The organism is Candidatus Brocadia sp. (assembly GCA_021646415.1).
Classification (GTDB): Bacteria; Planctomycetota; Brocadiia; order Brocadiales; family Brocadiaceae; genus Brocadia.
The window spans coordinates 132844-156454 of sequence record SOEU01000006.1 but is presented as its reverse complement, the minus strand read 5'-3'; the positions used below and the strand labels follow the sequence as shown (position 1 = coordinate 156454).

21 protein-coding genes, 2 tRNA genes and 2 pseudogenes are annotated in these 23611 nt (G+C 40.9%); 13 read left to right on the top strand and 12 right to left on the bottom strand.

Annotated elements, in window-relative coordinates; all coding sequences use genetic code 11:
- Window positions 1–285: 285 nt before the first annotated feature.
- Window positions 286–852 (top strand): CPBP family intramembrane metalloprotease, encoded by a 567-nt coding sequence (locus E3K36_07140; GenBank protein MCF6155016.1) that lies wholly within the window; start codon window positions 286–288, stop codon window positions 850–852.
- Window positions 853–1271: 419 nt separating this feature from the next.
- On the opposite strand, the gene E3K36_07135 is transcribed toward E3K36_07140, so the two are convergent.
- From E3K36_07135 to E3K36_07110, 6 genes and pseudogenes are all read right to left on the bottom strand, one after another.
- On the bottom strand, window positions 1272–2144 hold the full coding sequence (locus E3K36_07135; protein ID MCF6155015.1) for a nitroreductase: 873 nt from the start codon (window positions 2142–2144) through the stop codon (window positions 1272–1274).
- A 74-nt stretch (window positions 2145–2218) separates the two neighbouring features.
- A complete protein-coding gene (locus E3K36_07130; GenBank protein ID MCF6155014.1) occupies window positions 2219–3157 on the bottom strand; it encodes a 3-hydroxyacyl-CoA dehydrogenase family protein in 939 nt (312 codons plus the stop codon).
- Window positions 3154–3790: pseudogene (locus tag E3K36_07125) on the bottom strand (SDR family NAD(P)-dependent oxidoreductase). The gene E3K36_07130 and the pseudogene E3K36_07125 overlap by 4 nt, the downstream one beginning before the upstream one ends.
- Window positions 3791–4229: 439 nt before the next feature.
- The gene (locus E3K36_07120) at window positions 4230–5291 is read right to left on the bottom strand and encodes a DNA polymerase IV (protein ID MCF6155013.1); all 1062 of its coding nucleotides are present in this window, start codon (window positions 5289–5291) and stop codon (window positions 4230–4232) included.
- 174 nt (window positions 5292–5465) lie between these two features.
- The gene (locus tag E3K36_07115; protein MCF6155012.1) at window positions 5466–6575 is read right to left on the bottom strand and encodes a response regulator; all 1110 of its coding nucleotides are present in this window, start codon (window positions 6573–6575) and stop codon (window positions 5466–5468) included.
- Between the two features lie 18 nt (window positions 6576–6593).
- On the bottom strand, window positions 6594–10502 hold the full coding sequence (locus tag E3K36_07110) for a PAS domain S-box protein (protein ID MCF6155011.1): 3909 nt from the start codon (window positions 10500–10502) through the stop codon (window positions 6594–6596).
- Between the two features lie 706 nt (window positions 10503–11208).
- Here E3K36_07110 and E3K36_07105 point away from each other — a divergent pair.
- The 11 genes from E3K36_07105 (at window position 11209) to E3K36_07055 (ending at window position 19418) form a co-directional block, all read left to right on the top strand.
- Entirely contained in the window at window positions 11209–12276 is a 1068-nt protein-coding gene (locus E3K36_07105; protein ID MCF6155010.1) for a hypothetical protein, read from the top strand.
- 463 nt (window positions 12277–12739) lie between these two features.
- On the top strand, window positions 12740–13192 hold the full coding sequence (locus E3K36_07100; GenBank protein ID MCF6155009.1) for a hypothetical protein: 453 nt from the start codon (window positions 12740–12742) through the stop codon (window positions 13190–13192).
- 90 nt (window positions 13193–13282) lie between these two features.
- A complete protein-coding gene (locus E3K36_07095; GenBank protein ID MCF6155008.1) occupies window positions 13283–13825 on the top strand; it encodes a hypothetical protein in 543 nt (180 codons plus the stop codon).
- Between the two features lie 102 nt (window positions 13826–13927).
- Complete coding sequence (locus tag E3K36_07090; GenBank protein MCF6155007.1) at window positions 13928–15349, top strand: aspartate ammonia-lyase; 1422 nt, start codon at window positions 13928–13930, stop codon at window positions 15347–15349.
- A 118-nt stretch (window positions 15350–15467) separates the two neighbouring features.
- A complete protein-coding gene (locus E3K36_07085; protein ID MCF6155006.1) occupies window positions 15468–16007 on the top strand; it encodes a hypothetical protein in 540 nt (179 codons plus the stop codon).
- 246 nt (window positions 16008–16253) lie between these two features.
- Window positions 16254–16781: a hypothetical protein gene (locus tag E3K36_07080; protein ID MCF6155005.1), complete on the top strand. Its 528-nt coding sequence runs from the start codon at window positions 16254–16256 to the stop codon at window positions 16779–16781.
- A 128-nt stretch (window positions 16782–16909) separates the two neighbouring features.
- A complete protein-coding gene (locus E3K36_07075) occupies window positions 16910–17107 on the top strand; it encodes a hypothetical protein (GenBank protein MCF6155004.1) in 198 nt (65 codons plus the stop codon).
- Between the two features lie 19 nt (window positions 17108–17126).
- A complete protein-coding gene (locus E3K36_07070; protein ID MCF6155003.1) occupies window positions 17127–17288 on the top strand; it encodes a rubredoxin in 162 nt (53 codons plus the stop codon).
- Between the two features lie 42 nt (window positions 17289–17330).
- Window positions 17331–17927 carry a hypothetical protein gene (locus E3K36_07065; protein ID MCF6155002.1) on the top strand — a complete coding sequence of 199 codons (597 nt, stop codon included), beginning with the start codon at window positions 17331–17333 and terminating at the stop codon, window positions 17925–17927.
- Entirely contained in the window at window positions 17924–18868 is a 945-nt protein-coding gene (gene trxB, locus E3K36_07060) for a thioredoxin-disulfide reductase (protein MCF6155001.1), read from the top strand. The genes E3K36_07065 and trxB overlap by 4 nt, the downstream gene beginning before the upstream one ends.
- 97 nt (window positions 18869–18965) lie before the next feature.
- Window positions 18966–19418: a hypothetical protein gene (locus E3K36_07055; protein MCF6155000.1), complete on the top strand. Its 453-nt coding sequence runs from the start codon at window positions 18966–18968 to the stop codon at window positions 19416–19418.
- Here E3K36_07055 and E3K36_07050 read toward each other — a convergent pair.
- The 3 genes and pseudogenes from E3K36_07050 to E3K36_07040 form a co-directional block, all read right to left on the bottom strand.
- Window positions 19291–19732 (bottom strand): annotated as a pseudogene (locus tag E3K36_07050) (hypothetical protein). The gene E3K36_07055 and the pseudogene E3K36_07050 overlap by 128 nt on opposite strands.
- A gap of 273 nt (window positions 19733–20005) precedes the next feature.
- Window positions 20006–20079: transfer RNA gene (locus E3K36_07045), tRNA-Asp, on the bottom strand.
- 38 nt (window positions 20080–20117) lie between these two features.
- Window positions 20118–20194, bottom strand: a tRNA-Val gene (locus tag E3K36_07040).
- Window positions 20195–20642: 448 nt separating this feature from the next.
- Between E3K36_07040 and E3K36_07035 the strand changes: the two genes are divergently transcribed.
- Entirely contained in the window at window positions 20643–21635 is a 993-nt protein-coding gene (locus tag E3K36_07035) for a DUF362 domain-containing protein (GenBank protein MCF6154999.1), read from the top strand.
- 13 nt (window positions 21636–21648) lie between these two features.
- On the opposite strand, the gene E3K36_07030 is transcribed toward E3K36_07035, so the two are convergent.
- Genes E3K36_07030 through E3K36_07020 form a run of 3 tightly spaced genes read right to left on the bottom strand, consistent with a single transcriptional unit; the run spans window position 21649 to window position 23609 of the window.
- Window positions 21649–22401 carry a 2-oxoglutarate ferredoxin oxidoreductase subunit beta gene (locus E3K36_07030; protein MCF6154998.1) on the bottom strand — a complete coding sequence of 251 codons (753 nt, stop codon included), beginning with the start codon at window positions 22399–22401 and terminating at the stop codon, window positions 21649–21651.
- Entirely contained in the window at window positions 22379–23404 is a 1026-nt protein-coding gene (locus E3K36_07025) for a 2-oxoacid:acceptor oxidoreductase subunit alpha (GenBank protein ID MCF6154997.1), read from the bottom strand. The genes E3K36_07030 and E3K36_07025 overlap by 23 nt, the downstream gene beginning before the upstream one ends.
- Window positions 23355–23609, bottom strand: coding sequence for a 4Fe-4S dicluster domain-containing protein (locus E3K36_07020; GenBank protein MCF6154996.1), 255 nt, complete (start codon window positions 23607–23609; stop codon window positions 23355–23357). Before E3K36_07020 ends, E3K36_07025 begins: the two co-directional genes overlap by 50 nt.
- Window positions 23610–23611 lie beyond the last annotated feature (2 nt).

Sequence of the window (23611 nt, the reverse complement as noted above, 5' to 3'; positions counted from 1 at the left end):
AAAGATACTTGCAGAGACTGGAAACCTGTACAACCTGCACTGCCCTTTCTGTCCGACAGGACAATAGGATAAGAGCGCAAGAAAGGGGTTCTTTTGATGTATTTAAGAAGGTGATAGACGAAATAGGACAACACCTCGCCAGGAGGGTAAGGTCGATGCGTGTATCAATTGTCATGTAGGGGTAGCGGGTAATGATTATGTATTTACAGGAAGTATAAAATAAAGCCGTCCCTATCATTTTGTGAATAAAATGGGCAAAATGCATTTTTGTAAACATAAACACTAATTCAAGAGACCCTATACCATTTGTCCAGATACAAACTTTTATCAGCAACCTGTGCGATAGAAGGAACAGTATTAGCTATCGCCTTATTTCTTGCCAAATATTTTGACGTTAAACTACTCTTCCAGACAGAAAGTCTTTTGTACGACTTTTTAATAGGAACTTTTGGGGCATGGATACCACTGTCCCTATTTATTTTCCTGCTTTCAAAAAGGGGAGAGACTATTCCTTTTATAGGTTCACTGAGGAAGCTGGTAATAACGGATGTCAAATCAATATTTGATAAAGCAAATCTCTTTGATCTGTATTTGATTTCTCTTTTTGCAGGTTTTGCCGAGGAATTGTTATTCAGGGGAGTACTTCAAGTTACATTTGGTATTGTGCCTGCAAGCATCATTTTTGGACTTCTCCACTTCATAACACCTGCTTATGGCATTTTTGTTACAATCATGGGATTTTACATTGGAATCTTATTTCATCTGCATCAAAGTATTCTTACACCCGTTCTCTTACATTTTTTCTATGATTTCGGGGCATTAGTTTATCTGAGATATTTTGTTAAAACGTAGCAGGCATAACCTTGCCAATTCCTTCTTCAACCTCTCTCATATACGATGTATGGAATAATGTATAGGTTTTCATTCATACGTTTTGCTGGTTCAATCATCCTCGACTGAACCGAAACAGTTGGCATTTTTTATGGTTGGCAACAGTTCAAGACCTAGCCCGGTTCAAAATATAGGGTTCAATCTATAAGGCTAAACCAGCCATGAGATTTTCGGTAACTATTTAGCCAGGTGAAGTAATCACGAAGAGATGCTGAAAAAAATTCAGATCGACAAATAAAATCGCCGTGTCATACTGAATTTATTATAGCATCCAGTCTTACACATGGCAAAACTTCACCTGGCTAAATAGTCGCGATTTTCGACATTTCTATCGAACTGCTTGTATCAAAAGGGAATGTAGTAAACCAGAATGGTATGTACTACAGCCATTCTATTTGAGCCGGCTTTCTCTCTATCCAGTTTTCATATTTGAATTTTGGATAACCCAGGGCTAAAGCACCATAAATTTGGTGATTTTTTGGTATAGAAAAAAGTCCATGAATGCTGTTATCCCGGCAACATGCTGCAACCACATATCCTGCATAAAAGCTCCCTAAACCCAGTGCATGACTAATCAAAGAGGCATTATTGAGTGCAAGGGTTGCATTTACATCTGAAAAAACAATGCTTTTGTCTGCATGGAAGATAAGGAGAACCGGGGCATTATGAAGGATAGGATCTTTCCCATTGTGAACGGCATTTACAATCCTATGAAAAATTGGTAGCGAATGAAGTAGCCCTTTAACTTTCTTTCTGGCAAGTACAAGAAATAACATTTTTATTACGGGATTTTGCAATTGCCTGACGATTTTGGCAAAAGAAAATGCCGTTAATTCTACAATCCTATTCAACACAACTTTGTCCTGGATTACAACAAATTTGGTACTTTGTGTATTATGGGCACTGGGAGCAAAACGCGCACCGTCAATGATCTTTTCGATGATTTCCTTTTCAACCGGCTTCTCCCTAAATGCCCGTATGGAGCGCCGTGCCTTGATTATCTCCATTATTTGCCCGGCTGAAGGAATGATTTCCTGATTAACAGGCTTTATACTGCCTTGTGGAAAATCCCTGTGGCTTATTGCTTCTTGTGGACAGATAGCAACACAGTGACCACAAAGGTTACACAACTCTTCCTGTGCAATATCAGGAACGGATTCCTTTGTATGCTGAATAAATATAGTCCGTGGGCAAGACAGCACACAGGCGCCGCATTTTATGCATAAAGAAGGGGTAATTTTTATCCTAGACATAACTTCTTCCCCTCTCGTTTCTTATTCTGTTTCTGCTTGCCAGTCGATATATGGTGTTACAGACGTCAAATTATTTAGGTCCATTGTGATATCTTGACCAGAGCTTGTGCGATTCTTTGTTTCAGGAACTCAGCAGACTCTGCTGTCCATTCATAAAACCCCTTTCCGGTCTTCACTCCTAACTCTCCCCGTTCGACCTTTTCCCGTAACAGCGGTGGCACCTCAGGTGAAGATTCGAGATGGGGAAGAAGCTCAGAAGCGCCAGCCAACACAAAATCCCATCCCGCTATTTCAAATATCTCGAAGACACCAGCGGCTGCCCAGCGCAGGCCGAGACTGGTCTTCATGACACTATCTACATCTTGTGGAGTAACAATTCCCTTTTGCACAAGCCACAACGCCTCACGAAATAACGCTCCCTGAAGGCGATTGACGACAAAACCTGGCACCTCTTTCTGGAGGACGATGGGGCGTTTTCCTATTTTCGTAAGCAAATTAAAAATGGTTGTAACCGTTTCATCAGATGTCGCCTGGCAGCGGACGATTTCAACAAGCGGCATTAAATAAGGGGGATTGATGTAATGTGTCGCCAGTACCTTGCCTGGACGCCTGGTTACCGATGCCAGTTTACCTGGCATCATGGTAGAGGTATTACTTGCCAGAATAGTGCGTTCTGGACACATCGTGTCAAGTTCCTGAAATATCTTTTGCTTGAGCTTCAGATCTTCCAACACCGATTCAATAACCACATCGGCATCTCTAACAGCATCCTGAAGTACCACGCTGGTATGGAGCCTGGTCTGAACCAACTCAACCTGTTCACGGGTCACTAACCCTATCCGCATGAGCATCTGGAGATTCTCTTGAATATGTTTGAGGGCTTGTTTGAGCTTTTCTTTCGTGAGATCGTTCAGATGGACTTTATATCCCGCTAAAGCAAATTCCTGGGCAATCCCATGCCCCATCAAACCAGCACCGACAACGGCGATCTTTCTGATATCATGATCCTTCACAACGTTTTTCCTTCCTTTTGCCTGCCTCTGCTGCTCGCAGTTCTTATTATCTTTGAGAATGTTGATGGGAAAAAGCGTTTTACATAAACAGCCAGGATTTCTTTTTTGCCAATCAATACTTCCTTTTTTTTACTTTTGATAGCATTAAGAATTTGTCTTGCGCATTGTTTCGAATCCATTCCTTTTAACTGCCCGTCGTCCATTTTATTATATTTTTCTCCTTTTTCCGTTAGTGCATTTAAGGATACGTTCGTTCTGATATAGCCCAGGCAAATAATAGTTACGTGAATATTGTCTTTCCAAATTTCTGCTCTCAGGGAATCGAAGAACCCATGAAGTGCATGCTTGGAGGCAGAATAGGCTGAACGCAGAGGCGTACCGACCTTACCCAAAATGCTGTAACACGTGTTCCACTTTTTTATGTACCTGAATTGTGTCTGTTAGGTCCAATGGTAAAACCAATACGTTTTCTTTGTTATCGGCACAGTTTTGTTTTACCCTTTGTAATTCAGATTCTCTTCTGGCAGAAAGAACGAGTTTCTCCCCTTCTCCCGAAAATTCGTACGCAAGAGCCTTACCTATTCCCGACGAAGCCCCCGTAATCCAGACGACATTGTTTTTATAAGTACTCATTTTTTAAAATGTAAACTGACAGCATTGAAATTATTATCAATTTCCTGAGAGAAAAAAGAAATCTATCAGAAAGTATTTGAAACAGGACCCACAACCCATTTCTGAACCGGTTAGGAACACGTTTAAATGGAAGTGCCTCATGTAATATTACTGCGGAATTAATTTAAGATCAAGAAAAAGTCGCGTCTGTACCGTCAATAAGGAGAATAAGAAGATTGAAAATAGCGAGCGGGTTAGGGAGAAGTGTCTTCACAATTTTACCAATAAAATCAACAGTTGCTGGCAGTGGTTTTGCGGGTTTTGAGCACATTACATTATTTTGTAATTTTTATCTGCTCTTAATACAAGCAAATGACCTTTATATCCATCATCAGAAAAGCGATGTTTAGACCTTGTGTTTCTGATCGCATCCGTGCGATTTTAAAATTGCCGGCCGAAATCAGCGCCAGTTACTTGGATTCGTGTCCATATTTATACCTTTTTCCAATCCTCCCACCCTCACGCCTATAAGCCTGACCTTCTTTCTCAGTTCAAACCTCTTTAGACAATCAAAGGCAGCCGTTCTTATCTCATTTACGGCGTTTGTGGGCTCTGTAAGGGTTTTTGCCCTAGTGTGGGTTTCAAAATCACTAAATCTCACCTTCACAGTAACAGTCCTGCCCTTATAGCCAGTCTGCTTCATATCGTTCGCAACCTCCCTCGTGAGTCCTGCAAGGGTCCTGGCTATGACCTGCCAATCGTCCGTATCACTCTGAAAGGTAACTTCCCTGCTCGTGGATTTTGGCTCCCAGTGGGTAATAAGAGGGCTCTCATCTATTCCCCTCGATGCCTCATAAAGATATGTTCCGTGAGAATTTCCAAATCTCTCAACAAGGGTATCCATTGGTAATGAAGCTAGATGTCCGATGGTTTCAATACCCATTTCCTTTAAATAGGCCTCTGTTTTTGGTCCCACGCCCCAGAGTTTTCTGACAAGTAATGGCCATATACGGCTTTCTATATCATTCTCTGTAATTATGGTAAGCCCATCGGGTTTTTGCATGTCAGAGGCAATCTTTGAGAGGAGCTTATTGGGGGCTATTCCTATAGAACAGGTAAGACCTGTCTCCTGTTTGATCTTCGTTTTGATTTCTTTTGCAATCTCCTCTGCTGGCTTGTCTATTTGGGATATATCAAGGAATGCTTCGTCGATTCCGACATCTTGCATTATTGGGCAGAATATTTTCAGGATGTCTTTTATTCTTTCAGATACCCTTGAATACTCCTCATAATCCACGGGGAGAAAAACGGCATGGGGACAGAGTTTGTATGCAATTCTTAACGGCATTGCGGAATGTATCCCATATTTTCTGGCTTCATAGGACGCTGTGGATACTACGCCCCTTTGGGTGGGATCGCCGCTGCCTCCAATTACAAGAGGTTTCCCTATCAGTTCCGGATTTCTCTTTTGCTCAACTGCTGCAAAAAATGCATCCATGTCGATATGAAGGATCAGCTTCATCAAATACTTTATATGCAATTTATCTTCACAAATGAGTCAGGTTTTTCAGAATAGCCTCAGAGGAGCAAAGATTATGGACAAATTAACCCTGTCGGGGTTTAAAATCCTGACAGGATTGACTCACGAATTTCGTGCTTCGGATTTTGTCCTTTCCGACTCGTTCGGGTTAGGTGTTTAAGGTTTGCCCTCACAGGTTATGAATATCTCTTCAAAACTTGGGGCAACCGCAATAAATGCGCTCAATACCTTTAGGTCGAAGTGTTCTGGCTTTGTCCTGCCGTCTCCTTTGGTTATTATTTCAAAAGCCTCCTTATGGCTTAAAGACGGCTTGTATGGCCTTTCACTCCGCAATGCATCATACTGGTCACAAAGCATTACTATCCTGCCCTCGACCGGTATCTCGTCTCCTTTCAATCCTCTCGGGTATCCCGTACCATCCCACTTCTCATGATGATTTAAGGCAATCGATGCCGACATTTGGATATCGTGATGTGATGAACCTGAAAGTATTTTCTCTCCTATTCTTGTATGTGTCTTCATAATCTCAAATTCTGCTGGGGTAAGAGGGCCTGATTTTAAAAGTATGCTATCGGGTATGCCTATTTTACCGATATCATGCATAGGACTCGCAAATATTATTGTTTCAACGAAATCCATCGGCATATTCATGGTCTGAGCAATCTTTTGCGAATAGCGTCCGATCCTTGAAATGTGGGCGCCAGTCTCTGTATCCTTGAATTCAGCCGCAGATGACAAGCGCTGAATTACCTCTTTGCTCATACTTTTAATCGTTACCAGGGCATCCGATAATTCCTTCGTCTTTTTCTTTACTGTATCTTCGAGCATCCGGTGGTAATTCTTTTCTATTTGTAAAAGTTTGCTGTATCGAATTGCCTTTTCTATTGCATAGAGAAGATAATCAGTTTTATACGGCTTGATGATAAAGTCAAAGACGCCTTTTTTTATTGCGTCAATTGCTATGTCCAGTTCAGCATATGCAGTCATCAAAATTACCGGTATTGCCGGATAACGGTCATGGACTATTTCAAGCAGTTCAATCCCTGAAACCTCCGGCATATTAACGTCCGTTAACACCACGTCAATTCCAGTTGTCTGCAATTTATACATAGCTTCTTTAACATCCAGGCAAGAAAAAACTGCATAGCCATGCTTACTCATCAGTAATGAGAGAGAGTCAAGAACGTAAGGGTCATCGTCGACAATGAGAATTGTGGATTGTGAATGATATGTTACTGGCAAATTGATTTCATATGCTGATTTCATTTTTCGTAGTCCCTCAATTTATTTATCCAGCACTTGTCTTACCTTTTTCAAAAATTTTGTTGGGGAAATAGGTTTCGGGATAAAGATTAATCCCTTTTCAAAGAGGCCATTTTCCTGAATAATATCACCGCCATAACCACTTACGAAAATGGTTTTAATCTCTGGTTTTACATTTCGTATTGCCTCGTATACCTCTCTGCCATTCTTTTTTGGCATTATAGCATCTAATACAATAAGATCGATGGTTTCTTTGTTTTCAACAAATTTACGTATTGCATCTTCTCCGTCTGCCGCATCTATGACCTTATAACCAAACCCGATGAGCAACGTTTTGGTGAGTTCCCTTACTTCTGTTTCGTCCTCTGCGATGAGTATCGTTTCCGTGCCACCAGATACACTAGCAGTCATTTCTGATTTTGCCTCCTCATTGGTAGATTCGATTAATGGCAAATATATCCGGAACGTTGTGCCTTTGCCAGGTTCGCTATAGACATTTATGTAGCCATTATGTTGTTTGATTATCCCATATACAATCGCAAGTCCAAGACCTGTGCCTTTTCCCACTTCCTTGGTGGTAAAGAATGGTTCAAAGGCCCTTTTTTTGGTCGTCTCATCCATACCTACGCCCGTATCCGAAAAAGATATGAGGGCATACATTCCTGGCTTGCCATAACCGTGCGTCTTTATAAATTCTTTATCCAATTCCAGCACATCCGTGCTCAAGATTATGATGCCGCCAGCAGGCATGGCATCACTTGCATTTGTGGTAAGATTCATAAAAACTTGCTCGAGCTGACCGCTGTCTGCCATTATCGTAATGTCCTTATCGGAAAGAATTACCCTGAGTTCAATATTCTCCCGAATGAGCCTTATTAAGAGGTTTTCTATATCTTTTATCAGCTTGTGCAATTTTATCGGTTTTTGATCGGTTATATTTTTTCTGCTAAATGTAAGGAGTCCCTGTGTTAATTTCGTGGCCCTTCTCGCTGACGTAAGTATCTTTTGAACATAAACTCCTGATAGACCATCGGCCTTCATTTCCATTTGTAATAATTCTCCGTATCCCACAATTGCGGTCAGTATGTTATTAAAGTCGTGGGCAATTCCTCCCGCAAGCTGACCAACGGCTTCCATTTTTTGGGCATGATAAAGTTGTTCTCTCAGTTTTTCTTTCTCCTCATCCGCTTGTTTAATTTCTGTAATATCTTCAGCGACTTTAAGAAAATTCGTAATCACTCCCCGCGCATCTTTTATGGGTGAAATACTCATGAGTTCCCAGTAAAATTCTCCACCCTTTTTCTTATTTATAATCTCTCCCGACCATTCGCGTCCAGAGGTAATCGCATCCCATAGCTCTTTGTATTCATCGGGTGATGCCTTACCTGATTTTAAGATACGGGGATTTTTCCCGATAACTTCTTCAGGTGTATAACCTGTTAATTGGGTAAACTTCGGATTAACGTATTGAATGTTTCCTTTTGTGTCAGTAATAATAACCGTGCTTGGACTTTGCTCAACGGCACAGGATAATTTTTGTAGTTGTTCTTCCATATGTTTACGCTCTGTGATATCCGTGGAAATGCCACAAACTGCGTAAATAGCCCCGGTTGAATCGAAAAGCGGAAACTTTACAGAAATATACGTGTGCAACCCATCCTTTTGCGGCACCGTTTCATCAAACTCCATAGGAATTTTCGCTTCAAGTACTTTTTTATCATTTGTCCGAAACGCATCAGCCATTTCCTTTGACCATAAGTCATAGTCTGTCTTGCCTTTTTCTCCTGCTATGAGATGTAATCTCTTAAATCGTTTATTGGCAAAGACATATTGGCCAAACAGGTCCTTAACATAGACAATTGAAGAGGTATTATCAAGGATAGATCGCAATCTTTCCTCACTCAATCGAAGGGCATCTTCTGCCCGCTTGCGTTTGATAACCTGCCCCAATTGCGTTACCGCTGTTAAAACAATTCTAACCAGCCGCTCATCCCTTTTTTCCGCCTCTAATTTATAGAAGACAATAACAGTGATCACTTCATTGTCACTAATGATAGGAAAGGCGACCCCCATCTTCAGCCCAACGTCTCTTGCAATCTGCGCCCGTTGGTAGTCTGGATCACGTGTAACATCCTGTATCCACATCGGCTGTTTCATGGCCCATGCACGACCGGGAAGCCCTACTCCCATTGGAAAAGTAACCCCATTGGAAAAGGTACTGAACCTCTCTAACTCTTCTCTTCTGCTATAAAATGCATGATTGCGCATCAAGAGGGTATTTTCCGGATTGCAAATCCACGCCTCGCCATACACCCAACCGGTCATGTCACATATCTTCTGTATTGCAACAACCAGGGCTTCGTGTAAATCTCCGGAGGCGCTGACTTCCAGAACCATTGTCTGCAAAAAATGCATTTCCTCTTCGAGTTGCTTGCGCTCAGTAATATCCTGTACCGTTCCAACCATCCGAACGGCCTTTCCCGTTTCGTCAAGCACAACTACAGCCTTTTTATGAACATGGCGCACTGCCCCATCTTTGCAAATTATGCGGAAGTCAATGTCGTAAGATTTTTTTCCAGACAAGGCATCTTCAACGGATTTTTTTACAAATTCCCGATCGTCAGGGTGAACGCAATTGAAAAAAAACTCATAGGTAACGGCAAATTCGTGTGGCGCGAAACCATAGATTCGGTAAATCTCGTCACTCCAGAACACCTCATTTTTCACAATATTCCACTCCCAGTTTCCAAGGTGAGCAATTCCTTGCGCCTCGGCAAGACTGGCCTCGCTCTTCACAAGCGCCATCGTTCTGGTTTTAATATCTCTGGACATAGTATTAAACGACTCGCAAAGCCGCCCGATCTCATCTCTCGCTTGAACCGGAATGATACTACCAAAATTTCCCGCTGCGATATCCTTTGCAGCATCGGAAATTGTACGGAGGGGCCTTACCACCTTTTTTACAAAACCAATAAATAGTACGCCAATTACCACGACAATAACTACCGCGGTAATCCATGCATTCACAAAAATATTTTTTATAGGAGCAAGTACCTCTGCCTTATCAATCTCAACCAGGAGTGTCCATTTCATAGATGGTATATACATGGATGCACCTGCAATCTCTTTACCACGGTAATCCTTATAAAACCCGGACATCTCTTTGTTTAACTCCAAACATGCTCTCACGGGAGGGGTATCGACTCTTTGTCTTAAAGCAGCGGACTCAATAAATATGGATTCTGTAAGCATGAGTTTTTCTTTATCTACCAAATAGACCTCCATGGTACTCCATCTTCCTCTATTCCAGGAGATTGCACCCATATCCCTGGTATATTCTCCGGATAAAATTTTATTAAGCTCTGCAATCCGGATGAAGTTGACAATTACTCCGATAGGTTTATTTGTAGTTCTCGCTAAAACAGGGGCTGAAACCGCAATCACAGGCAATCCTTCGTCTCCCTGATAACTTTCTATGATTGTTACGCGGCCCTTTCCTTGTACAAAGTAGAGCTCGTTAGAAACATCCTTACCAATTTCAAAACGATTTGTGGAAGCAACAACCCGTCCTTCCAGGGAAAGGACATGAATGGTATGTATGGTCTTGTCAAGTGGGAGTTTATTCTTAAGGAGGTGTTTATTGAGGATAGTGGTTGAAATTTTTTTCCCGTAGATTTTCTTGTGGAGCGTTGCCTTTACAAGGCCATCACTGGCAAAGTCCTGGACGCGCCGTTTTGACATCTCCAGAAATTGATAGACCTGTCCTTCATAGGCTTCTGCAATAACGGTCAGATTGCTCAGTACTTGTTCTTCTAAACGACACTTGCTTTTATAGTACCGCCAGAAAAAAGTGATAAATATCGGAAGGAGTATAATGATAATCGCAAAGAATGTCTTTGTCGATAACGAATACTTGCATTTTCTTATCATTGATGCATTTCCACATTTGTGTCAGAAGTATTTCGCAGATTAAACAAATGTTTAGTACACGACCGGCATACAAATTAACGCTGTTAAAATTGGGCCTTTTTGCGGTTTTTATACCCGTAGTGGCAAGGCGCGCCTTGCCGCTACATAGTTGGTTTGAACTTCCTTAACGTTAAAATAATCAGGCAACAAAAATCATCGATGGCATGCATACACAAGAGTCGTCACTATTTTTGCCGTATACTGCAAACTGTAAGCGATATATATCAGCTTCAAAATCTTTTTTCAAGGACAAAATGTGATGGCCACTTTTTGTCTCCGGCCTTAAAAACGTGTTTCTCCATGTAACATTCTTTAATTTTATAAAAACTGTAAAATTGTCAGATTTCATTCATCCGGGTAGTCCAAATTCAGTAGACGTTGAGATTTGCCTTGAGGATGCGGGATAAAAGACTTATAGTTATAAAAAAGAATATGAAATCCTATAGTATAACTTACATCCTGCAAAACAAGGTGAAGTCTTGTTGCAGGATTTAGTATCTTCCAAAAATAATTTTGACATTTTTAGCAAAAATTCAATGAAAAATGAAAAATGTAAATTGAAAAATGCAAAATAAACTTTGCAATTTGCATTTTTCATTTTACACTTCCGACTCGTTCGGGTTGGGAATTTTCATTATTTATTTGAATTCGATGTTGTGGGGGGTGGATGAAAGAATTTCGCTTTAAGATAACATGCCGTGCGTTTGTAATACTGATTAGCCTTAACATCGTGTTCAGCGGGTGTGATACTTCGATCGGACATTTGCCTATGTATAACGGAAGGCGAGAAACATCTCAAATGCCAGTGCAAGAAAAGAATATCATCAGCATTCAGTACCTTGGGGTAGGCGGATATCTGTTCCGGCACGGCCAAAATGCCCTGATGACGGCGCCCTCGATTACCAATCCGAGTCTCTTGAAAATACTGTCCATGACCAAATTAACGACAAATGAGGAACTTGTGGATCTCCTGCTTCCCCCGGTTGACGATGTGGAAATAATTCTGGTCGGCCATTCTCATTATGATCATCTATTGGATGTACCGTATGTGATGCGGAAATACGCATTGAACTCAGTAGTTTATGGCTCCAAAACCATGGGGCATATTATGGCTGCAGCAGTTGACAAATCCCGTATTATTACCGTGGATACCTATGCCGCAAAGGGCAAAACTCCGGGGCAATGGATATATAACAAGTCCCGAACTATCCGGTTCATGCCTATTGAGTCGGAACACGCCCCTCATTTTGCAGGTATGAAGCTATTACCAGAGGGACCCTACGACAAGGACCTGAAACATCTTCCCCGTACGGTGTTTGGATGGGTAGAAGGTCGGACGTACGCCTATCTTATCGATTTTCTTAATGAGCAGGGCAATATTGCATTCCGCGTCCATTATCAGGATGCAGCAAGCACGCCACCACTCGGTTTTGTACCGGATTTACCGGCAAACGACCTGAAGCGGGTGGATTTGGCCATTCTTTGCGTAGCGTCCTTTACGCAAGTAAAAGAATACCCGGAAGGAATAATCAGGGCGATTCGACCGAAGAACATCCTTTTAGGGCACTGGGAAGACTTTTTCAGAAATCAGAAAAGACCAGTAAAAGCTTTGCGAACCACAAACGTACACAACTTTATCAAGCGTCTGGAATCAGTTATGCCAGGTGATTCACAGTGGCAAATGCCAATGCCTTTTACGCAGATGCGTTTCCCACTGGTTGAAAAAACCGAGTAGTTAGTGGCTTGTGAATGAAAAATGCCACACAGTAACAACGACAATACGCTGGCAAATTTCCCCTTTGTTGTTTCCCACAAAAGAAAAATCGCTATTCCTACCAAAAACCAGTGACTGAAAATCTAAATATATAGATTCCTGGTCTAAGATTCTTGATAAACATACGCGATAACGGAAACTCTTTGTTTGTGGTTGCTTTTATAACAACCTGCCATTATTGGAATTATGATATATTTATACACCTCCCCCAAAGATTGTGTCTTTGGTATAATAATTGATCAATAAGGACACGCGTAGGTAAGTGGCTAAAACAGAAAAGGTTTGTCTTCATAATCATAATTATGAAAGGAACGTTGAGTAATGAGCAAAGACATCGAAAATCTAAAATTAGCAATACAAAAGAAAGAACTTGGTATTGAACGATACAGTGATCAGATCAAGGTGTTAAGCGATCCCAAAATCAATGCCTTGCTTGAAGGAATTTTGCATAATGAGGTTCGGCATAAGGCAGAATTGGAAGACCATTTCAACAGATTATCCTAAAACCAGGGAGAAATTTATGAGAGAGGGATATAGGTCGGTATTGGAATTCTTAGAAGCGGATTTTGAGATAGAAGAAGAACAAGAACACTTATATAACCAATTAGCCACCACTTCTAATGATGTGAAGGTAAAAGAAACATTTCAACATCTGGCGAGAGCGGCTAAAGGACACAAGGATGCTATTGGAAGAATTATTCGGGATATTGAATCGGACAATCATGATGTGTGTTTTTATTGTCTCATGTGCGGGTGGGAGATCAGTTTTGGAAAAATGCCCTCTGTAGGAAACGAAGAACGTTGTTCTTTGTGCTGTCAGAAATTTGCGCTGGTAGACGTGGATAATGATTATGAGATAAAGCCACTTCCTCAATAATGACTGTTCCTGAAATAAGATATTTTAGAGTTATACAGTATTACGACAGGCTTAGGATACGGTTTAAAGAATGGATCTTAGGAATATAAAATGGGCGAGACTTTAAAGGATATAAAATCACTTGCACTCCAGATGGAAATGGATGGAATAAAATTTTATAGCGATCTGGCGAGCAAGACCCTTCATCCTATGGGAAAGGCCATGTTCAGATCCTTTGTGGAAGATGAAAAATCGCATGTAAAAAGGCTCCGGTCTCTGTTGTCTATTCGGAAGAAAAACGATCAAATACAAGAAAAGGATACAGTGCACCCCAAAGAAAGATTGATTACTATCTTTCAGAAGATGGGTGAAGAGTTGAAGAGAAAAGTTACTATGGATACGAATGACATAGAAGCTGTTAAGCTTGCCATGGGACTTGAGGAAAAAGGGATTGAATTCTACGAACAGGCCTCCAGGGAAGCAAGTGATATAAGGGATAGTGAAATCTATCGTTTCCTTGCCGGAGAGGAAAAAACACATTTTAGCATACTAAAGAATACTCTCGAGTTTTTGGAAAAGACAGAACTTTGGGAAGCCGAAAACGAGGGTCGTATCTACGATATGTGGATGAATATGGTGAATAAAATAGCATAAGAGGTCTAAGGCTGTAGTGTGTTAAAAACATGGACTTTTTCATATTTTAACATGCTATTTGTTAAGTCTCAATAGTTTGGCAGACATGGTATATATCAGATAATGAGCGATAAAAAGACCGATAGATTCCGCGTAGAAAAAGATTATCTGGGCGAGATGAAAGTTCCTGCAGAGGCTTATTATGGGGTTCAAACTGCCAGGGCCATTGAGAATTTCCCCATCAGTGGCCAAACATCCCTGCCTGTATTCACGATGGCTATGGTTTCCATAAAAAAGGCTGCGGCCATGGTTAACGTAGAACTCGGTTGTCTTGACAGTAAGATTGGTAACATGATTATTCTGGCATGCGATCGTATATTGAATGGCGAATTTCAGGATCAATTTTTGGTGGATGTGTACCAGGCAGGAGCCGGGACATCCCATCATATGAACGTAAATGAAATTATTGCCAATATTGGGATTGAGATGTTAGGTGGGATAAAAGGGGATTATTCCATTGTACATCCGAACGATCATGTTAATTTTGGACAGTCGACGAATGACGTCTATCCTACCGCCATGCGTATTGCAGCCTTGCAGTTATCTAAAAAACTCATAAAGAACTTATATGCCTTGGTGGAGACTTTGAAACAGAAGGCAAAATCCTTTGATTCCGTTGTAAAAGCCGGCCGCACCCACCTTCATGATGCCGTACCTATCCGTGTAGGCCAGGAATTTTCCGGCTATATGGATTCTTTACTGAAGGCAACCAGGGGAATAGAAAGAGCAAGTGAATCGTTGAAGGAATTAGGAATTGGCGGAAGTGCTGTAGGTACAGGAATCAATACCCATCCGGAATATGCCGGTAGGGTCGTTGAAAAACTGAGAAAGATCGTAAATCTGGATATTAAGGAGTCTAAGAATCGATTTGAGGCTATGCAAAGTAACTCGCCGTTTGTCGAGCTCTCCGGTGCCATGCGTACATTGTCTGTGGAACTTATTCGCATTGCTAACGACCTAAGATTAATGAACTCCGGGCCAAATACGGGATTTGCGGAGATTGACCTTCCGGCAGTCCAGCCAGGGTCTTCTATCATGCCAGGGAAAGTGAATCCTGTTATTCCTGAAATGATGAATATGGTCTGTTTTTCAGTTATAGGCAATGATTTATCGATAGCGCTGGCTGCCCAGGCTGGACAATTTGAGCTTAATGTCATGATGCCCTTGATCCAATACAAATTGCTTGATTCTATCGTCATCCTTACCAATGCAGCAAAGATATTTAATGAAAAATGTATCAGTAGCATTACGGTGAATGAGAAAAGATGCCAGGATTACGCCATGCGAAGTCTCGGAATTGTCACTGTTTTGAATCCCATTATAGGCTATTCAAAGGCATCCGAGGTTGTTAAGGAATCTACAAGTACCGGCAGATCAGTAAGAGAAATCATTCTGGAAAAAGGCTTCCTTTCCCAGGAACAGCTCACTCTTGTATTGTCGCCTATATCCATGACTGAACCTGGTATAAGGAAGGCCGGGACATAAAAATTTGTAATTTCTAATTTAACTTGTTACGTAAAAGCGTGAGAAAGGAGGTACCTCTAAAAATAGTTTACAATTTGTTTTTGTTTTTATATTTTATGAAAAAAGAAAGGAGTAGTATATGAGAAGGAAATTATCTTTAAGCATTGTCTTATCAGGTATAGTAGGACTGGTGGGATCGATAAGTACTGTTTATTCTACCAAAGTTTTTGCAGGAGAAGGACAACCTATTACACACGCACATGAAGGAGGCACCCACGAAGACATTAAATTACCTACCAAGAGGTTAATGATAGAAATTGAAAAACGAGTGTATAATATGCTCGAAGGGATTTTGGTGGGTAATTTTCCCTATGTAAAGCAGGAGGCGGCCGCTGTTGCAGAAAAAGCAGGTGAGATAAACGAAAATTTCTTTCCCAGAAACCCTGCTATTGATCATTGGTATATGCGATCGAAAGATCTGGATCCAAAGAATATAGAAGAAATTACCAAATTAAAAGAAGAATTTAATACCTACATGAAAAGAATAGATTCGTCAGTAAAGGAAATTCAAAAAGCCGCCGATGCAAAGAATACTGAAGCAGCATACCAGGCTTTTAGCGGTTTGCTTACAAAGGCGTGTTTCGACTGTCACAGAACACAACGTGATGTAAAGAAATAAAACCTCCTGAAAATCAATGAACGTGAAGGTGATTCTAAACCGAAAAAATTAAATCAGTTAAAAGAAAGTGCAGATAATTAAACAATCTGCACTTTCTTTTGTTTTTGGAATAAGGCATTTTCCAGATAAATTGTTTCTTGTCTCTTAAGCTTATGATTGTATAATACGAAAGAGTATGAATACCGACAAGGGTTTTCAACTTTTGTAATTTATTTTTGAAAATGGTTTTGAGAAAAGAGGTGGAACGTGAAAAGGTCAGCATTTTTAATTGCTAGTTTGTTTGGTGTGAGTATGGTAGGATTAATGAATACCATCTGTACTTCTTCAGCCATTGCAACTGAAGAAAAGGTACTCTCCCACGAAAAAGTTACGGAACCTACAAAGGTGTTAATGAATGACATAGCGAATCGGATGGACAATATACTCGATGGAATATTGGCAGGTAGTTTTAAATATGTTGCGCAAGAGGCGGGCGCTATCGTAGATCAAAGTTATATGATAAGCAAGACATTCTTTCCTGCTGAAGCAAGAGAAAACTTATGGTTTAAACGGGCCAAAATAGACCCAAATGATAAAGAGAGAATTACTAAACTGAGAGAAGAATTTGATGTCTACCTAAAAGGAATAGCATCATCGGCGCTGGAAATTCAAAAAGCCGCTAATACAAGCGATCAGAAAGCAACTTTCAAAGCATTCACCAGCATGATTGAAAAGACCTGTTTTGAATGTCACGAAGAGATCCGTGACAAAATGATACCCATTGAAAACCGCTGAACTTCAATCATCTCTCATAAGTAAAGAGAAAGTGCGGAATAGTGAAATATTCTGCGCTTTCCTTTCTATTTTAATAGTTGATTACGCTATATGAAGTAGTGTAAAATATTTGTGCATTTTCATGAAAAATGCAAAAAAAGAGAAAACAGATCATAGGGTTGGAAATTGATTTCACATGCCTTTTTTGTCACAAAAGAGTCAAAGGTTTTGACCTAAATGCAAATACCATCGATGTTAAGGGTTGCGGCACTTGTGGCGGGGATGTGCAATGTTCTATTACCTGCCCTCTGTGTGATTATGAGATAGAGTTAATCGTCTATGAATGAAGATGCTGAGGAGGCGATCATGTCAAAGTGGGAATGTCGTGTATGCGGTTATGTATACGATCCGGAAAAGGGCGATCCAGATAATGGCATAAAACCAGGAACACCCTTTGAGAATTTACCGGAAGATTGGGTTTGCCCATCCTGTGGTGCAAGTAAAGACTTATTTGATAAGCTCGATTAAAAAACTTGTTTGATACCGATATAATTTTAAGGAATTAATTTTGTGTTAAAATTGCGACAACAGCAGCACTTGAAATTTGGCATATTTATTCTCTGCAGTATGATATCTCTTTATCCCAAAAACCCTGCTCTTGCGAATGCAGACCAGGTAGGGAAAAGCCCGCCGAGCGTTACTTATTCGAATCCTTACTTCAAAGGTACGAAGGAAGAGAGAGAGGCACAGATCAAAAGGATGACGTCCCTTTTTGGAGTCGAATGTGCTTTTTGCCATAATGAAGATTTAACAGTCTTTACGGAAGAGGGGAAAAAATCAAAAGAAATGATGAAGGCCTCTGTTGCCTTGGGCGTTGAATGTGACTACTGCCATATTGATCGGAAGCGCTATAAAGCAAATGAACAGCAGGCGAGAAAAATGTTCGAGCTTTGTGAAATCATGGGGACAGAATGTAATTTCTGTCATGCAGGAAAGGACAAGCTTACCCCAAAAGGGGAAACGTCCAAAACTGCCTTTGTAACCCGTGCATGGGCTACTGAAGGAACAAAGCAATGTTTGGAGTGTCATATTGAGAAAAAACAGTTTGCCTTAAATTTTTATGGATGGCAAGTCTTGAATGCTATAAAAGGATTAAAAGGAATGTGAATAAAGACTACGATGTAATCATTGTCGGAGGCGGTCCAGCTGCCCTTGCGGCGGCTGTATATACCTGCCGTGCTTTACTAAAAACCGTAATCTTTGAAAAAAAATATTTAGGCGGGCAGTTAGTCGGTACCGAATTGATTGAGAATTATCCGGGGTTTCCTGAAGTTATTAGCGGCGTTGATTTAACGCAACGAATGGAGTCACAGGCGAAACGGTTCGGTGCAGAGATTCGGTATGAAGAGGTCATGAAATTAGAGGTAGAAAACGGCTTAAAGGTTGTAACGACCGATACAGATACGTATGCATCCCATGTGGCCATTTTAGCTGCCGGCGCAGACCCGAAAAAATTGGATGTGCCTGGCGAAAAGGAGTTTTATGGTAAAGGCGTTAGTTATTGTGCGACCTGCGATGGGGCATTTTTTAAGGACAACGATGTGGTTGTTGTTGGAGGAGGTGATTCTGCAATAACCGAAGGTATCTTTCTTACGAAATACGCCAGAACGGTACAAATAATACACAGAAGGGATGAATTCAGGGCCACAAAAATTTATCTGGATGAAGCCTTCTCAAATCCAAAAATAAAAGTTACACTTGATACGGTAATTGAAAGTATTCATGGAAAGGAAAAGGTCGAAGGCGTTGTTGCCCAAAATGTTTTGACAAAGGAAAAAAAGGAAATCCCATGTCAAGGGGTTTTTATATTTATCGGAAGTGTACCGAATACTAATTTTTTAGGCAATTTGTTATGTGTGGATGCGGGGTGCCATATTGAAACAAACATCCATATGGAGACTGCTATTGAGGGGTTGTACGCAGTTGGTGATATTCGGAAGAATTCTTACCGGCAAATTGCAACTGCTGTAGGAGAAGGAGTTACGGCAGCCATTGCGGCCGAACACAAGCTCGCCGAATTAAAAGCATTGGGCAAAGCAAAAAAATAAACCGTATCTTTTGAAAAGATATACATAAAAGTTTCTTTGTAAGATCTCTGTAGTCCGTTCTTGATAATACTTTAAAAAATGGTGGAAGGAGGAGTTAATGGCAACAATGGATTTGAACGAAATTATTAAACAGGCCGCACTGCAAGAAGATAAAGCGTATAAATTTTATATGGATGCATTAAACTATGTAAAAGATGAGCCGTCACGGATATGGTTAAAGGAACTTGCTGATGAAGAATTGAAACATAAGGCATTATTGGAGAATTTTGATCCTTCCAAGATCAAAAGATTTAAACCTGGCAAGATTCAAGACCTTCATATAGCGGAGTACCTGGTTGATAAAGATATTTCGGAAATCAAAAGTTTTCAGGATGTACTGATTGTTGCCATGAAAAAGGAACAAAAATCCTATAACTTTTATGTCAGTATGGCCAAGTCTTCAGATAATCCGGATATGAAAAAGCTGTGCAAAATGCTGGCCCAGGAAGAGTTGAAACACAAACACAAGATCGAACTGTATTATGATGACAATGTATATCAATGGGATTAGAAATGTCACTATTCGCTTCACAATAAGATCCCGGTTTATTCTTTATGTACTAATTCCTTTTTTAATCGTTTGGCCAGGAATATCTTTAATAAAGATTGATATGGAACATCTCTTTCATTTGCCAAAACCTTTAGCCTTTCAATAAGTGATTCAGGCAATCTAATTGATATTGATTTGGTGGAAGGTTTCAAATCTGGAAATAATGTCCTTTCGGCATTTGAATAATTTACATATTCCGTAGAATCATGCTTTGACCAAAACTCTCGTTCCTCATCTTCTGTTTTAAATTTCGGTATCTTTTTCAGCTTGCTCATATATTTTCCTCTACTTCTTACTCATATCACTTCTCTTGCAGAAATTACCCTGATCTTATCCGTTATGGTAAACACCAAAAATAATAGACGGTGTCCATACTTAGTCAATGGAAATTATCTTTTAGGTTAAGTTCAAGGTATGTTTTCGAGACAAGAAAAAAGGCCTAATCCTTGATAGAGTTAACAGCCTTTTTTAATTCCGGGGACACATCGGGGGGCGGTTTTTTAAGGGTATCAAAAACGCTAAGTCATGGCATATAAGGATATAAAAAACGAGGCCGACGGGACTCGAACCCGCAACATCCAGATCGACAGTCTGGTACTCTAACCAATTGAGCTACGGCCCCAAAATTTTTTGCCGATTGACAATTTGTGTTGACAATAATGGTGGGCGATATAGGACTCGAACCTATGACCCCTTGCTTGTAAGGCAAGTGCTCTAGCCAATTGAGCTAATCGCCCATAACAGGCTTTAAAGTATATCATCTCAGTTTTTATGAGTCAATAGAATTCTAATTATGAATAATTCCGGTGATATTTTTTTATACGCCGTGTGATATATCCCGATGATGAAAACGCAATTCAACTTCATCAATTCTCTATCTCCAAAGACAGCCTGGATGCTATAGATGCAAAGAATACAAAAGGCACTATTCTTTTTCAGAATTGTAAACATCGGATTCAAGAGGTTTGCACCTATATTCTGGATTCTAACGTGGCATTCCACAATTATTTCCGTCTGCTCCCCGTTTGCAAGAAACTAAAAAATCTGGCTTTTTACGATACTGTTTGAGATAATAAAAAAAATTTATACAGAATCTGTTACTTTTCAATTGTACTTTGTAAATTTTAACACTAATCACTTTTCAAATTTTTACGACGAATTTATCGCATTAAAGCTTCTTGCATTATGTATAAAAACAACAATATTTCACGCCGAACATTTCTAAAGACTGGTATTTCAGTAGGTGCTGGTATCTATGGTTTATCTTATCTGGGTACCATCAAGAGAAGTCCTGCCATAAAAAAACTCAAGGAACACCACTTAAAACCAGGCGTGGTCGTAGTACATGGGAATGTCTCTGATACTGCCAATGAACCCGTCATCATAAAAGAGATGGTACAGCGCGCCATGAATGCCCTGGGTGGTATGGACAAACTCGTTTCCAGAGGCAACAGGGTCATTATTAAACCCAATATTGCCTGGAATCAAAGACCGGAATTCGCTGCCAATACCAATCCTTATGTCGTGGCAGCCCTAGTAGAATTATGTCGGGAGGTTGGGGCGAGCCGGGTTAAGGTCATGGATCATACCTGTTCTGCGAATCCTGAACCTTCCTATAATAACAGCGGTATTGCTACTGCCGCACGCCAGGCTGGTGCGGAGGTAATCTATCTTGACAGAAATCGTTTCCGGGACTTTACAATTTCCGATGGCAAGGTTTTGAAATCGTGGTCTTTTTACGAAGAAATGGTATATGCTCATGAAGTGGATGTGCTTATCAATGTACCCATTGCAAAACAACACGGGACATCGAGGCTCTCCATGGGGCTCAAAAATGTCTTTGGTATGATTGGTGGTGACCGTGGTAGTCTCCATACTGATATACATCCTAAGATTGCCGATCTCAATAAATTCCTTAAGATAGACCTGACTGTACTCGATGCCTTTCGGATACTTAAAAATCACGGGCCTACAGGGGGCCGGCTCGATGACGTTGATAATTCAGCAGAACGTGCAAGGCGCATTATCGTAAGTACAGACCCTGTTGCTGCGGACGCTTATGGAGCTTCCTTGTTTGGTATGCAACCTACGGACGTAGGCTACATCAGGGAATCCCATGAACAGGGATTGGGGGAGATTAATTATCGGCTAAAAGGTTTTGAAGAAATACAGATATAATTTGTAATAACAATCAAGCTACCGGAGTACTTTTTAAAATCCCGATCTCATTTTGAGCCAACTCTTCCGCATAGTCATTAACCTTGTAAAATTCCTTATAATGCATAAGCATCTCGTTGGAGTTCTTGTAACCAAGGCGCCGACCGTAATTAACAATGCACATAGTTCTTGCTTCTACAAAAGAGAAACCTTTGAATTTTAATGCCTCCACAATGCATTTCTTCATGTGATTCAGGTGATAAGCCGTGGTACGGGCGAAATAACTATTATAATGTTTAAAGAGAAACTGCACATCGGCAGGATAATCAGGATTGCCATTTGGTGTAGTGAGGGTCTTCGTGCCATGGGGTGTGGTAGGGGAAACCTGGCCACCTGTCATACCGTAAATTTCATTGGCATAGCAGATAACGGTAATGTTTGTATTTCGTCGTATCGCATGTAACAAGTGATTACCACCTATGCCAAGCAGGTCGCCATCCCCGCTTACCACAACGACATTCAGGGCATCGTTCGCATATTTAATGCCTTCAGCCACAGGAATAGCTCTGCCATGTGCGGTGTGAACCGAATCCAGATCGAAGAAGCCTGCACTCCTGCCTGAGCAACCGATTCCGGAAATGACTACGGTACCATCTTTGGGCAGGCCAAGTTCGTCAAAGGCCTGGCATATAGTCTTCAGAACAATTCCATTCCCGCAGCCTGGACACCACGGTGTGGGCAGCAAATCAAGCTTCAGATAACGTTTAAAATGACTGTCTTTGTTCATATATTTTTTGGTTTATTTCTTTCAGATCAATACGGCCCCCCAGGATTGGTATAAACTCCACTTCACGATGTAATATACGCTCGATTTCATGGGCATATTGTCCTGTATTCATTTCCATAATAAGGATTCGTTTGTATCTGGATGCAATAAGCTTGATCTCTTCAACAACAGGAAATAGACGTACGGGTCTGTAGAGCGCAAAATCATCTTTGAAATAATATGCTATACGGGAAAGCGCCCCGTAAGATATGAGAAGCGTATCGGTTTCTTTACTACACGCAAGAAATTCATAGTAGTTGTATCGTCGGGCTGTCAATTGCTGTTTTTCGTGTAACCGGGCAATAAGTCGCCTGTAATTATCAATGTCTGAAGTCTTTGGCACAGAGTTCTCATGAGATAGCCCAGTAAAATGCCGGTTGCCTGTGCCCAAGGGTGGACGGCTACGTTTTTTGATCTCAAAATCCCTGTGGAGAATGATCGTTTCATAAAGGTGGCTGATATATCCATCACTCAGGAGGATGACCGGACTCTGAGATTCTTCTGCGGCATTAAATGCTGCAATAGTGTATTTGTAGAGTTCTAAAACGGAATTGGGATAAAATACAATAGGGAAGTAATCTCCGTGACTGCCATGTATGCATTGAATAATATCTCCCTGGGCAGGTAAGGTAGGCATGCCAGTGCTGGGGCCTACCCTTTGGACATTAACAATGACGATCGGCACCTCCATCATATGTGCAAGCCCAATACTTTCCTGCATCAGGGAAAAGCCCGGCCCGGAGGTAGCTGTCATTGCCTTGAGGCCAGCCAGCGATGCACCGATAATAGCATTTATGGAGGCAATTTCGTCCTCCATCTGGAGTACCTTAATGTGCTTCTTGTTGACTATCTCATGAATAATCTCAGAAGCAGGCGTAATGGGATAACCTGCAAAAAATTTTAGTCCAGCAACCTCAGCTGCCGTTGCGATGGCCTGATTTCCCTGTAATAACTGTTTCGGCATCTATCTCCTCAATTTCAATAGCCATGTCAGGGCAGTATCGCTGGCACATCCTGCAAGCGATACACCTCTCCAATTCCATCAACTTCTGCTGTCGAATCTCCAGATTTTTAACAGGACAGAAATTCACACAGATGCCGCAACGCTTGCAGTATTCATGATTAATATGCACGATCCCTTTTCGTTTTTGAGTTTTTTCTTCAGGCACTG